The sequence below is a fragment of the Massilia sp. BKSP1R2A-1 genome, assembly GCF_050586525.1.
Taxonomy (GTDB): domain Bacteria; phylum Pseudomonadota; class Gammaproteobacteria; order Burkholderiales; family Burkholderiaceae_D; genus Telluria.
Map to the genome: position 1 here is coordinate 122,745 of NZ_JBOBRE010000009.1, position 12,158 is coordinate 134,902.

Genomic DNA, 12,158 nt, shown 5'->3' on the forward strand with positions numbered 1-12,158 from the left:
GGTGCGTCAGCGGTTGCGCGAGGCGAAGCCCCAGGCCATCTCGGCCATCGGGCGCGCGGCCTTGCCGTTCTCCAGGGCCTGGGCGCTGGAGGCGGTGCCGTCGACATAGCGCTTCATGATCCCCTGCATGATGCCGGCCAGGCGGAACATGTTGTAGGCGAGATAAAAATCGAAGTCCTCGGCGCGGATCGTCTTGCCGGTCCGTTCGCAGTAGCGCGCGACATAGTCCTCCATCGAGGGGATGCCGAGCGCCGGCAGGTCCAGGCCCGCGATGCCGCGGAAGCGCCCCGGCGGGATGTGCCAGCTCATGCAGTGGTAGGAAAAGTCGGCGGCCGGATGGCCCAGCGTCGACAGCTCCCAGTCCAGCACGGCCAGGATGCGCGGCTCGGTCGGATGGAAGATCATGTTGTCGAGGCGGTAGTCGCCATGCACGATGCTGGTGTCGTCACCCGGCGGGATGTGCTGCGGCAGCCATTCGATCAGGCGGTCCATGGCCTCGATCGGTTCGGTTGCGGAAGCCTGGTACTGCTTGGTCCAGCGCTCGATCTGGCGGGCAAAGTAGTTGCCGGGCTTGCCGTAGTCGCCCAGGCCGATCGCCGCGTAGTCCACCGTGTGCAGCTGGGCGATGACGCGGTTCTGCTCGTCGTAGATGGCGGCGCGTTCGCTTGGGGTCATGCCGGGCAGGGACTGGTCCCACAGCACCCGGCCCTCGATGAACTCCATCAGGAAAAAGGCGCGGCCGATGATCGCCTCGTCCAGGCACAGGGCCAGCTGGCGCGGCACCGGGAAGCCGGCGCCGTGCAGGGCGTTCATGACGCGGTATTCGCGGTCGATGGCGTGGGCCGAGGGCAGCAGCTTGGCCGCGGGACCAGGCTTGGTGCGCAGCACATAGCGCTGCTCGCCCGCGCTCAACTTGAAGGTGGGGTTCGATTGGCCTCCCTTAAACTGTTCGACCTGGATCGGGCCGCCCGGGAAGCCGTCCACGTTGGCGGACAACCAGGCGCCGAGCGCATCCATATCGAAGCGCTGGCGTTCGGACACGGGCTTGGTGCCCATCATTTCCTCGTACATGGGGTCTCCGTTCTTGTGTTTGTTCTTCATTCTAGCCCGAACCCGTCAAAAAATGTACGGGCGTGCTATTTTCAGGGAAAAAATCAGCGGCCCCGGCGGTATTGCTCGAACAACTGTTCCATCGTCGTGGTGCGCGCGCCCGGCTGCAGCGGGCCGGGCGGGACGTAGTTGACGAAGCGGACCACCCAGTCGGCAGGCTCATCGCCCACGTCGAGCGCATTGATGCAGCCGGCAGCCTGCGACAGGCCGCCCAGGAAGAGGCGCTGCCCGGTGAGGGCCAGGGACAGAATCGCGCAGTTGACGCCGCCGTGCAGGACCAGCAGCACCGTGTCCCAGTCCTGCTGGGCCCGCAGGCGCGCGACGGCGGGGTGGACGCGGTCCATCATCGCACCCACCGATTCGCCGCCAAGGAAGCGCTGGTCCTCGTCGACCATGCCCTCGAAGGCGCCGGTGAAGGCGCGCCGCAGCTCGTTGGAAGGGATGCTGGACAGGCGCCCGCCGCGGATCTCGTGCAGTTCCGGCCATACCTCCGCTTCGATCGCCTGGCCGCTTGCCTGCAGCACGCGCTGCGCCGTCTCGCTGGTGCGCGGCAGGCCGGACACGATGACGCGGTCGAAGCGCACGCCGGCGTCGCGGAAGGCGTGGCCCGCGGCATCGGCCTGGGCGCGGCCATCTTCGTTCAGGGGGACGGTCTCGGGCAGGAAAGGTTTGCCGCTCTCGTCGAAGTAGGTGACGGAGCCGTGCCGCATCAGGTAGACGCGGCGGCGCTGTGCCGGTTCGCTCATCGAAATCCTTGGTTCTAAGGGAAGCCTTGCCCATCTTACACCGCGATGCCATTTCGTCGAGGCGAAACGGCGACACTTTGCCTATGAAGAGCTAATTCCCACCGTCAATTTCCCTGGTTTCTGGCATAAAATGTTTACTGCAAGATATAACCAAAAGGGATGTTCATGGCAAGGCCGGAAAAAATTCGCCTCGGTGAGGTGCTGATCTCGCAGAAGCTGCTGTCCGAAGACCAGCTCAACCAGGCGCTGGCGGACCAGAAGCGCACCGGGCGCAAGCTGGGCCGTGTCTTCGTCGAGAGCGGCTTCGTCACCGAGGAGCAGATCTCGGGCGCGCTGGCACGCCAGCTGAACATCCCCTACATCACCCTCAAGTTCTATAACATCAACGCGGAACTCGTGCGCCTGCTGCCGGAAACGGCCGCGCGGCGCTTCCGCGCGCTGGTGCTGGAAGACCGCCGCGAGACCATGCTGGTGGGCGTGTCCGACCCGACCGACCTGTTCGCCTACGACGAGATCGCGCGCTTGCTGAAAAAGGGCGTGGAGCTGGCCGTGGTCAACGAGACCGAGGTGCTGGCGGCCATCGACCGCATCTACCGCCGCACCGAGCAGATCACCGACTTCGCGCGCGAGGTCGAGCAGGACCTGGGCGACACCTCGATCGACTTCGGCGCCCTGGCCGCCAACCCGGGCCTGGAAGAGGCGCCGATCGTCAAGCTGCTGCAGTCGGTGTTCGACGACGCGGCCCAGGTACGGGCGTCGGACATCCACATCGAGCCGCAGGACGGTCGCCTGGCGATCCGCTTCCGCATCGACGGCGTGCTGCACCTGCAGACCGAGGCCGACATCAAGGTTGCGACGCCTCTGGCGCTGCGCCTGAAGCTGATGGCCGACCTCGATATCTCGGAAAAGCGCCTGCCGCAGGACGGCCGCTTCGCCGTGAAAGTGCGCAACCAGCGCATCGACGTGCGTATCTCGACCATGCCGACCCAGTACGGCGAGTCGGTGGTCATGCGTCTCCTGAGCCAGGTCGGCATGAACCTGCGCCTCGATGCGATCGGCATGCCGCCGCGCATCGTCGAGCGCTTCCGCGCGATCGTCCAGCGTCCCAACGGCCTGGTGCTGGTGACCGGCCCCACGGGTAGCGGCAAGACCACGACGCTCTACAGCGCGCTGTCCGAACTGAACTCGGTCGAAAAGAAGCTCATCACCGTCGAGGACCCGGTCGAATACCGCCTGCCCGGCATCAACCAGGTGCAGGTGAACGACAAGATCGACCTGAGCTTTGCCCGCGTGCTGCGCTCTGCACTGCGTCAGGACCCGGACATCGTGCTGGTCGGCGAGATGCGTGACCAGGAAACCGCCCAGATCGGCCTGCGCGCCGCGATGACCGGTCACCTGGTGCTCTCGACCCTGCACACCAACTCCGCCGCCTCGACTCCGCTGCGCCTGATGGACATGGGCGTGCCGCGCTACATGGTGGGCGGCTCCTTGCAGGCCGTGCTGGCCCAGCGCCTGGTGCGCGTGATCTGCGAGAGCTGCACCAGTCCCTACAAGCCGACCCCGGCCGAGCTGACCTGGGTACTGCAGGAACTCGGCGAGCGCGCCGTATCGACCCAGTTCTTCCACGGGAAGGGCTGCTCGCACTGCAACGGCACCGGCTACCGCGGCCGTACCGGCGTCTATGAACTGCTCGAGATGACGCGCGCCGTCACCGAGGCGGCGAACCACCCGGACCCCTCGCACTTCCTGAAGGTGGCGCATGCCGAGATGGAGGGCGAGACCTTGCGCCGCCACGGCGTCAGCCTGGCGGTGCAGGGCCGTACCACCATCTCTGAAGCCATGCGCATCAGTAACCAGCTCGACGACTGATGCCTTACTTTGCCTACAAGGCGCGCAATGCGCGCGGCGAGCTGCTCACCGGGATCCTCGAAGGGGTCGACAGTGGCGCGATCGCCGACCAGCTGTTCGGCAGCGGCGCCACGCCCATCGAGATCAGTCCCAGCAAGAAGGGACCGGCCTCCAGGGATGGGGACGAGGGCCTGTGGGCGCGCCTGACGACGAAGAAGGTCACGTCGATGGACGTGCAGCTCTTCAGCCGCCAGATCTACACCCTGCTCAAGTCCGGCGTGCCGATCATGCGCGGCCTGGCCGGCCTGCAGGAGTCGGCGATCAACAAGTCCTTCGCCAGGGTGATCAAGGACCTGCGTGAATCGCTCGACTCGGGCCGCGAACTGTCCGTCGCGATGGCGCGGCATCCGCTGGTCTTCAATACCTTCTACCTGTCGATGGTGAAGGTGGGCGAGATGACCGGCCGCCTGGAAGAAGTCTTCCTGCGCCTGTTCGATCACCTGGAATTCGACCGCGACATGCGCGAGCGGGTGAAAACCGCGCTGCGCTACCCGAGCTTCGTCATCGTCGCCATGATCATCGCGATGGTGATCGTGAACATGTTCGTCATCCCGAGTTTCAGCTCGGTGTTCAAGCAGTTCGGCGCCGAGCTGCCCCTGATGACGCGCATCCTGATCGGGACCTCGAAGTTCACGGTCGATTACTGGCCGCTGATGGCGGGCATGGCGGCGGCCGCGGTGGCCGGCTTCATCCAGTGGACCGGCACCGTCAAGGGACGCCTGGCCTGGGACCGCTACAAGCTGCGACTGCCGATCGCGGGCAAGATCATCCATAAAGCCACGATGGCGCGTTTCGCGCGCAGTTTCTCGCTGTCGATGCGCAGCGGGGTGCCGATCGTGCAGGCGCTGACGGTCGTCTCGCAGACGGCCGACAATGCTTACCTGAGCATGCGCATCGAGCAGATGCGCGACGGTGTGGAGCGCGGGGAGAGCATCCTGCGGACCTCGATCGCGGCCAGTGTGTTCACGCCCATCGTGCTGCAGATGATCGCCGTGGGCGAGGAATCGGGTTCGCTGGACGAACTGATGGATGAGATCGCGCAGATGTACGAGCGCGAGGTGGATTACGAGCTCAAGACTCTGTCGAGCCAGATCGAGCCGATCCTGATCACCTTCCTGGGTGTGATGGTCCTGATCCTGGCGCTCGGTATCTTCCTGCCGATCTGGGACCTGGGCAAGGCGGCACTGCATGGAGGGAAGTGATGAAGCCACGCGGATTCACGCTGCTGGAATTCGCGGTATGCATGTCGTTGTGCGCCTTGCTCGCCGGGGCCCTGCTCGTGCGCCTCGGGGAGTACCAGCGCGAGTCCGAACGCGTAGCGGTACAGGGGCTCGTCGGCGCAATGCGCACCGCCATGGCGGTCCGTGCGGCGCGCCTCAGTGCGGCAGGTGGCGACGCCGCGCTGAACGGTCTGCAGCGAGAAAACCCCTTTAGCTGGCTGGAGCGCTTGCCGAGGAATTACCAGGGCGAGTATTACAGGCCGCGTGCAGGCCTGGTAAAGGAAGGACATTGGTATTTCGACCCTTCTGATCGTACCGTCAATTTTGTGCAGCATAGCGACACTTTTTCCTCAGAGATACCGAAATTGCTGAAGTTCAAGGTAGAATTATTGCGCGAGCCCGATCCGGCCAATACTGGTCAACGGAGGGAGGCTGAACAAGGACTCATGCTGGCCCAGGTCATCGGGAAGCCTGCATCCACTGATCACTAGAACGCGGGTTTCCGCACCATTACTTCTAATACGGAGAGAGCTACATGAACAAGAATTTCAAGGCCGGCCAGCAGGGCGGTTTTACCCTGATCGAACTGATCGTCGTGATCGTCATCCTGGGTATCCTGGCAGCTACTGCGCTGCCAAAGTTTGCTGACCTGGGTGGCGATGCGCGCCTGGCCAGCCTGAAAGCCGCTAAGGGTTCGATCTCGTCGGCTGCATCGATGGTGCGTGCCAAGGCCCTGGTCGCTGGCAGCGAAACCGCCAACGTGACGATCGAAGGCGAGACCGTCGAGATCATCAACGGTTACCCGAAAGCGGTCAAAGCATTCGCAAACAATGTTGCCGGTCTGAGCGACAACGATTACTCCATCACCGATGCCGCTGGCGTGCTGACCGTGCAGGCCAAGGGTGCAGCCGTACCGGCCAGCTGCCAGTTCACTTACACGGCTGCCGCTGCCGGCAAGGCCCCGACCTATACCGACACGTTCACCTCCTGCAAGTAAGTTTGCCTGACGAAGATCCAAGCGCCCTGGACGAATCATGCTGAGACGCGCAATCTCCATTCGCCAGGGTGGCTTCACGCTGATCGAACTGATCGTCGTGATCGTGATCCTCGGTATCCTGGCAGCCACCGCGCTGCCGAAATTCGCGAACCTGGGCGGAGACGCCCGGGCCGCCACCCTCAAGGCCGCCAAGGGCGCCATCACCTCGGCCGCGGCCATGGCGCATGCCTATGCGCTGATCAACCCCACCGCCGCCAACGTCACGTCGGAAGGCGTGCAGGTCGCGCTGACCAACGGCTATCCCGCTTCCGGCACCGATGCCGACGCGCGGAAATTTGCCGAACTGGCTGGAATCAGCAGCAGCGACTATGAGCTCGAAACCGATAAGGGCGAGTTGAGGGTCAGCCCGAAAGGCGTTGCCACCGCCAATGCCGGCCGCTGCTTCGTCAGTTACAAACCACCTACTGTTTCGGGTGGCGCGCCCCTCATCACCGAAGGCGCGACTATCTACAACTGCAACTAGCTTCTGCAGTGCGAGCCCTGAACGCTCCCCAGCCGGTGGGATCATCCGGCCGCACCCCGATTCGCCGCGCTCGCGGCTTCACCATGGTCGAGCTGATCGTGGTGATGATCCTGATTGGCATACTGGGCGCCGTTGGCGCCGGCCGATTCTTCGATCGCGCAGCCTTCGATGTCCCCGCTTACGCCGAGCAGGTACGCGCGATGCTGCGCTACGCTCAAAAGGCGGCCATCGCGCGCAACACCCCCGTTTATGTGCGCTTCGAGGAAAACCGCATTTCATTGTGCCATGCCATCCCGTCGAGCGGATGCGGCGCCGACAGGCAGGTCGCCGTTCCCGGCGGCTTCTCCGGCGGGGACGACGCGACCCGCAGCCAGTGCGGCAGCGGCAACTGGTACTGCCTGGGCAAGCCGGCCGGCATCTCCTGGACCACCTCGCCGTCGCCGGACTGGCTGATGTTCGATGCGCTCGGCCGGCCTGTCCTGCCCGGGAACGTCCCGGGTGGCCTGGCCCTGAGCATCAGCGGCGGCAGGGATACTGCGAACGTTTTCGTGACCGAGGAGACCGGCTATGTCCAGTAGACGCTTCGGCGCGCGCGGGCAGGGCGGCGTGACCCTGATCGAACTGATCATCTTCATCGTCATCGTCGGCGTCGCCGTGATGGCGGTGCTCGGCGTGCTGTCGATGACGACCAAGAACAGCGCCGATCCCTTGCGCCGCAAGCAGGCCCTGATGATTGCCGAAGGCCTGCTGGAAGAAGTGCAGCTCGCCAAATTCACCTTCTGCCAGCCGACCGCCGACAACGTCGACACCGCCGCCAACTCGGCCGCGTGCACAGGCGGCCTGGCCGAAAACTGGGGCGCCGAAGGCACGAGCCGTCCGCACGACAACATCAACGACTACGTCCCGGCGGCCAACACGCCCACAGCCGCCTTCAATCTGAACGGCCAGCTGAGCGACGCCAACGGCAACCCGATGCCGGTGAGCGGCTACGCGGCCAGCGTGACGATCACGCCGCAGGCCCTCGGCGGCATCGGTGCGGGCGGCGCCAGCGCCAACACCGACGTATTCCGTATCCGGGTCACCGTCAGCTACGGCAGCGAGAAGGTGGTGCTGGACGGCTTCCGCGCGCGCTACGCGCCGAACTTCCCATGAACCCACTAGTGCGCCGCCGCGCCAGCCGCGGCTTCACCCTGGTCGAGGCGATCCTGGTAATCGTGATCATCGGCATCGTGGCCGGCATCGTTGCGGTCTTCATCCGCGCGCCCGTGATCGGCTACACCGAAAGCGTCGAACGCGCTTCGGTCTCGGACGAAGCCGACCTGGCGCTGCGCCGCATGGCGCGCGACCTGCGCCTGGCGCTGCCGAACAGCGTGCGCGTCGCGGCGGACGGAAGCGCCATCGAATTCCTGCTCACCTCGACCGGCGGGCGTTACCTGTCCGTCGACGACGATGTGCCCGGCCTGCCTGCTCTCGACTTCGACGACGCGACCCAGCGCAGCTTTGCCGTCATCGGGGGCACCATGCGCCCGATCGAGCGCGGCAACTACATCGTGGTGTACAACCTGGGCGATGGCATCGTGCCTTCGGATGCCTATGGATTCCGCAGTGGCGGGCCAGACACCAACATCGCACGGGTCGAGTCGGTCGCGAATCCGGCCAGCCCGACGCCCATCGTTACCCTCGAGAGCAATGCCTTCGCCATGCAGAATGTGACGATGGTCTCGCCGAACCGCCGCTTCCAGGTGGTGACGACGCCAGTCACCTATCAGTGCACGACGCTGAAGGACGGCAGCCTCGGACTGGTGCGCTACTGGGACTACGACATCAGCGCAGCGCCGCTGTTTCCTCCCCAGGGGAGCCCGCGCCAGGCGGTCATCGCGAGCCGCGTGGACAGCTGCAACAACATATTCCAGTACGGGACAGCCGCCACCCGCGCCAGTGCGCTCGTCATCCTCAACCTGTCGTTGCGTCCGCGCGGCGGCCAGGGCGTGGTGAACCTGGTGCACCAGGTCCACGTCGACAACACTCCGTGAACGCCATGTCCGCCACCGTCCGTTCTTCCTTCCACCCGCGCCGCCTGCTGCGCAGCGCCGGCATCGGCCTGATCACCGCGGTCTTCCTGCTGGTCGTCCTGGCGGGCCTGGGTGTCGCGGCCGTGCGCATCTTCACCGCGCAGCAGGCCGGATCCAGCCTGGACCTCGACGGCGCGCGCGCCTACCAGGCGGCGCGGGCGGGCATCGAATGGGGCCTGTTCCAGCAGCTGCGCAACAATAACTGCGCCAGCACCTCGTTTGCCCTGCCGCTCGACAGCGTGCTCGGCAACTTCACGGTGACGGTCACCTGTACCGCGATCAGCGGGCCGCCGGACGCCGACGGCAGCAATGCCAACACCACGCGCTGGCGCATCGAGTCGGTCGCCTGCAACCAGCCGAGCGGCGGCCGTTGCGACGGCCAGGCCGGCGCCAGCCCCGACTTCGTCCAGCGCCGCCTGCAGGTGCAGGTATGAAGAAGGTCCTGCTGGTTCTGTGGGTGCTGGTCCTGCTCGCCGCCGTGCCGGCGCGCGCCGACACGGCCATGTACTTGTACAAGAGCTTTACCGGTACCGTGAACTTCGCCGGCACGCAGGTGACGATTCGCGACCGCAGCAATAATGCCAGCCCGTGCAGTGTCTACGGCGAGAAGGTCGGGCAAAGCGCCAGCCTGACCTTGCCGTCGGGGGCGACCGTCGTGTCGGCGCAGCTGTATTGGGCCGGCTCCGGCGCCGCCGACTCGAGCGTGATCCTCAACAGCAAGACCGTGACCGCCCCGAGCAGCCGCATCTATACGTCGGCGACGATCGGCGGCGGCTTCAACTATTTTTCGGCGGCGGCGGATGTGACCGACATCGTCAAGCTCAAGGGCGGCGGTACCTATACCTTCTCCGGCCTGCGCGTGTCGAACGGCAGTCCCTGGTGCGACCGCAGTGCGGTGCTGGGCGGCTATGCGCTGGTCGTCGTGTATTCGAATACGAACGAAACCTACCGGACACTCAACCTGTACGAGGGTTTTCGTGCCATGCTCAACAGCGAGGTGCGCCTGGACATGGCCAATTTCCGTGTGCCCGACAACGTTTCCTCGTCCTCAATTGGCCGATTCGGTCACCTGGTATGGGAAGGCGACTCGGACATTGCGCAGAACGGTGAATCGCTGACCTTCTATAACTTTTCGCTGACGCAGTCGACCTACGGTCCCTCCGGCAACAACTTCAACTCGAAGAGCAGCGTCAACGCCGATACCAACTCGCTCGGCATCGACTTCGACGCGTACAGCATGAGCGGCTGGCCGGCGGGGCTGACCTCGGTCTCGGCGCTGTTCCGCACCGGCGGCGACCTGGTGATGCTCAATGCCGCGCTGCTTGCCGTGCCGAATACGCCGGCGGCCGACCTGGCCGTCGATCTGGTGCGCACCACCGATCTGCGTCCCGGCGCGGTCGCCACCTACACGGCGACTGTCACCAACAACGGACCTGGCATCGAGAAAGGTCCGTTCAAGGTCAATCTGACGTTGCCGGCGGGCCTGAGCTACAACGCCTTCAGCGGCAGCAACTGGAACTGCTCCGGATCCGGCACGACGGCCGCCTGCACCTATACAGGTGAACTGGCGGTGGGGGCGAAAACGATGCTGACGCTTAGGGCGACGGTGGCCAGCAACGCGACCGGGAGCAAGACGACGAGCGTGACGGTGATTGGCAACAATGACCCGGTGTCCGATAACAACCTGCGCAGCGAGACGGGCACCGTCGGTTCCGCCGCTGCCGGCTCCTACGTCTATACGACACAGGCGTGCAAGGTGGGAGAACTGGTCGGCACCGACATCGGTTGTCCGCTGTTCGATGGCCCTGTCGTGGCAGGCAACGTGGCAAAGATCTTCGTGACGGCCATCGATGCCACCAACAAAGCGTTTGCGCCGAACAAGACGGTAACGCTGTTTGCGGCAACGGGCTGCGTCAATCCGGCCGGCCCGGGCCAGGTGAAGCCGACAGCCTTCGCAGCCTCCCAGCCGACAGCCGTCCAGGTCTTGCCCGTGTGCGCCTCCGACCCGACGGTGGCGGCATCGGCCACGTCCGACAGCGCAATCTGGTCGAGCTTCCCCGTGACGTTCGCCGGCACCGCCGCTTCTGTCGAGTATGGATTCAGCTACCTGGACGCCGGCTCGGTGAAGCTCTACCTGAGCACCAGCGGCACTGCAAGCACCAGCATCCGCAGCGCTACCCAGTTCGTCTCGATGCCCGCCTCGCTCAAGCTGACCATCAAGAATGCGGACGGCGCAGTGAATCCCGGTGCGATCGGCCTGGCAAAGCCCGCTTTCGCGCGCTCTGGCGAGCGATTCACGATTCAGGTCGACGCCATGAGCAGCACTGGCACGTCGCTGCCCAGCTTCGGAAAGGAGACCGGCACCGGACGCCCTGCACTACGGCACACTATCAAGCGGCTTGATGCATACGCTGGAGCGGGCGAGGCGACCTTGGCCAACCTTGAGGGCGCCTATGCGACCAGCGGAGCGTTTATTGGCACCGACTTCTCCTGGAGCGATGTGGGTAGTTTCAACCTTCTAGTCTCGCTGGACGACTACCTCGGCGAGAAACCGGCGGCAGTCGGCACCCAGGACGTGGGGCGATTCTATCCGGCCGCGTTCAAGACCGATCCCGGGCAGGGTTTCGACTGCTTGCCGCGTATGAGCTGCCCATCGGTCGGTCTGGACAGGATCGATGAGGCCGTGTATTCGATGCAGCCTTTCAATGTGAAAATCACCGCGCTCGACGAGAACGGTAGCGAGCTCAAGAATTTCGACACGGCGCTGTACCCCAGCCTGGTCCCGAAGCTGACGCTGACCGCGGTCGATGCGCCCGGCACCGGGCTGCCCTTCGGCACCAGGTTCGCGCCCGGCCTGGTCGACACGCCCGCCGCGACCACCTCGCGCTCGGTGCAGTTCGGCCTGGGGAGTTCTTTCAACGCGGACGCGGCCAAGACCGGATGGGCGGCGCCGACCGCCGTCTACCTGCGCGCCACGGCCGAGGACAGCCGGATGGGGACGAAACTCTCCATCAGTTCGGTGCAGTCCGAGGTCGGCGAGTCGGAAGAGGGGGGCATCATGGTCATCAATGGCCGACTGGCGATCGACAACGTGATCGGCTCTGAGCTTCTCAAGACGCCGATCCCGATGCGCGCGCAGTACTGGACCGGCAAGAGCTGGGAAAACAACACTTCCCTGAAATCGTCCGACCTGCTCAAGACCACACAGGCGACGTTCAGTGGCTGCCCGAACCGGCTCAGCGTCATGGGCGCGAATGGCGCGATGAGCTGCGACACGAATATGGTGAAGACCTCGAATCCCGGGAACTTGGAACTGGCATCCGGCGGCACCCGCTTCATGCTCGCCCCCTTGGGTGCAGGGCGCTACGGTAGCTTCCGTATCAAGATGAACAGTCCAGCATGGTTGCCGAGCATGTACGGCCAGATCACGATCGGCGCCTACCGCAGCCCCGTGATCTACATCCGTGAAGTCTACTGACAACGGAAAATTATAAGAACGTCGATAAACCCGTCATTTTTTCTGAGTAATCAGGCAATTTTTCGTTCGGACCACCGCGTCTTGACTATAATCAAGACTTTGCA

General features: G+C 64.7%; 12 protein-coding genes. 10 read left to right on the forward strand and 2 right to left on the reverse strand.

The genetic code is table 11. The features are described from left to right. Positions 1–6 precede the first annotated feature (6 nt). Both ACQ7JA_RS15370 and ACQ7JA_RS15375 read right to left on the reverse strand, forming a co-directional pair. A complete protein-coding gene (locus ACQ7JA_RS15370) occupies positions 7–1,071 on the reverse strand; it encodes a phosphotransferase (RefSeq protein ID WP_430899197.1) in 1,065 nt (354 codons plus the stop codon). Between the two features lie 83 nt (positions 1,072–1,154). Next, positions 1,155–1,856 (reverse strand): histidine phosphatase family protein, encoded by a 702-nt coding sequence (locus ACQ7JA_RS15375; protein ID WP_430899199.1) that lies wholly within the window; start codon positions 1,854–1,856, stop codon positions 1,155–1,157. 165 nt (positions 1,857–2,021) lie between these two features. Here ACQ7JA_RS15375 and ACQ7JA_RS15380 point away from each other — a divergent pair, with 165 nt between their 5' ends. From ACQ7JA_RS15380 to ACQ7JA_RS15425, 10 genes are read left to right on the forward strand one after another with little or no spacing between them, the layout of a single operon-like run. Beyond that, entirely contained in the window at positions 2,022–3,725 is a 1,704-nt protein-coding gene (locus ACQ7JA_RS15380; RefSeq protein WP_430899201.1) for a GspE/PulE family protein, read from the forward strand. Continuing rightward, positions 3,725–4,966 carry a type II secretion system F family protein gene (locus tag ACQ7JA_RS15385; RefSeq protein ID WP_430899203.1) on the forward strand — a complete coding sequence of 414 codons (1,242 nt, stop codon included), beginning with the start codon at positions 3,725–3,727 and terminating at the stop codon, positions 4,964–4,966. The genes ACQ7JA_RS15380 and ACQ7JA_RS15385 overlap by 1 nt, the downstream gene beginning before the upstream one ends. Beyond that, positions 4,966–5,475, forward strand: coding sequence for a prepilin-type N-terminal cleavage/methylation domain-containing protein (locus ACQ7JA_RS15390; RefSeq protein ID WP_430899205.1), 510 nt, complete (start codon positions 4,966–4,968; stop codon positions 5,473–5,475). The genes ACQ7JA_RS15385 and ACQ7JA_RS15390 overlap by 1 nt, the downstream gene beginning before the upstream one ends. Before the next feature lie 44 nt (positions 5,476–5,519). Then, positions 5,520–5,981 carry a type II secretion system protein gene (locus tag ACQ7JA_RS15395; protein ID WP_430899207.1) on the forward strand — a complete coding sequence of 154 codons (462 nt, stop codon included), beginning with the start codon at positions 5,520–5,522 and terminating at the stop codon, positions 5,979–5,981. A gap of 37 nt (positions 5,982–6,018) precedes the next feature. Next, entirely contained in the window at positions 6,019–6,504 is a 486-nt protein-coding gene (locus ACQ7JA_RS15400) for a type II secretion system protein (protein WP_430899209.1), read from the forward strand. 8 nt (positions 6,505–6,512) lie between these two features. Further along, the gene (locus tag ACQ7JA_RS15405; RefSeq protein ID WP_430899211.1) at positions 6,513–7,082 is read left to right on the forward strand and encodes a pilus assembly FimT family protein; all 570 of its coding nucleotides are present in this window, start codon (positions 6,513–6,515) and stop codon (positions 7,080–7,082) included. Next, positions 7,072–7,656: a type IV pilus modification PilV family protein gene (locus tag ACQ7JA_RS15410; RefSeq protein ID WP_430899213.1), complete on the forward strand. Its 585-nt coding sequence runs from the start codon at positions 7,072–7,074 to the stop codon at positions 7,654–7,656. The genes ACQ7JA_RS15405 and ACQ7JA_RS15410 overlap by 11 nt, the downstream gene beginning before the upstream one ends. Beyond that, positions 7,653–8,537 carry a prepilin-type N-terminal cleavage/methylation domain-containing protein gene (locus ACQ7JA_RS15415; RefSeq protein WP_430899215.1) on the forward strand — a complete coding sequence of 295 codons (885 nt, stop codon included), beginning with the start codon at positions 7,653–7,655 and terminating at the stop codon, positions 8,535–8,537. The genes ACQ7JA_RS15410 and ACQ7JA_RS15415 overlap by 4 nt, the downstream gene beginning before the upstream one ends. 5 nt (positions 8,538–8,542) lie before the next feature. After that, the gene (locus tag ACQ7JA_RS15420; protein ID WP_430899217.1) at positions 8,543–9,010 is read left to right on the forward strand and encodes a pilus assembly PilX family protein; all 468 of its coding nucleotides are present in this window, start codon (positions 8,543–8,545) and stop codon (positions 9,008–9,010) included. After that, positions 9,007–12,054: a DUF6701 domain-containing protein gene (locus ACQ7JA_RS15425; RefSeq protein WP_430899219.1), complete on the forward strand. Its 3,048-nt coding sequence runs from the start codon at positions 9,007–9,009 to the stop codon at positions 12,052–12,054. The genes ACQ7JA_RS15420 and ACQ7JA_RS15425 overlap by 4 nt, the downstream gene beginning before the upstream one ends. Positions 12,055–12,158: the final 104 nt, after the last annotated feature.

Excerpts from the sequence above, each read along its gene's own strand:
- ACQ7JA_RS15410 (WP_430899213.1), top strand. The coding sequence starts at position 7,072 with ATGTCCAGTAGACGCTTCGGCGCGCGCGGGCAGGGCGGCGTGACCCTG.
- ACQ7JA_RS15425 (WP_430899219.1), top strand. The coding sequence starts at position 9,007 with ATGAAGAAGGTCCTGCTGGTTCTGTGGGTGCTGGTCCTGCTCGCCGCC.
- ACQ7JA_RS15390 (WP_430899205.1), top strand. The coding sequence starts at position 4,966 with ATGAAGCCACGCGGATTCACGCTGCTGGAATTCGCGGTATGCATGTCG.
- ACQ7JA_RS15385 (WP_430899203.1), top strand. The coding sequence starts at position 3,725 with ATGCCTTACTTTGCCTACAAGGCGCGCAATGCGCGCGGCGAGCTGCTC.
- ACQ7JA_RS15420 (WP_430899217.1), top strand. The coding sequence starts at position 8,543 with ATGTCCGCCACCGTCCGTTCTTCCTTCCACCCGCGCCGCCTGCTGCGC.
- ACQ7JA_RS15380 (WP_430899201.1), top strand. The coding sequence starts at position 2,022 with ATGGCAAGGCCGGAAAAAATTCGCCTCGGTGAGGTGCTGATCTCGCAG.
- ACQ7JA_RS15395 (WP_430899207.1), top strand. The coding sequence starts at position 5,520 with ATGAACAAGAATTTCAAGGCCGGCCAGCAGGGCGGTTTTACCCTGATC.
- ACQ7JA_RS15415 (WP_430899215.1), top strand. The coding sequence starts at position 7,653 with ATGAACCCACTAGTGCGCCGCCGCGCCAGCCGCGGCTTCACCCTGGTC.
- ACQ7JA_RS15375 (WP_430899199.1), bottom strand. The coding sequence starts at position 1,856 with ATGAGCGAACCGGCACAGCGCCGCCGCGTCTACCTGATGCGGCACGGC.
- ACQ7JA_RS15370 (WP_430899197.1), bottom strand. The coding sequence starts at position 1,071 with ATGTACGAGGAAATGATGGGCACCAAGCCCGTGTCCGAACGCCAGCGC.
- ACQ7JA_RS15400 (WP_430899209.1), top strand. The coding sequence starts at position 6,019 with ATGCTGAGACGCGCAATCTCCATTCGCCAGGGTGGCTTCACGCTGATC.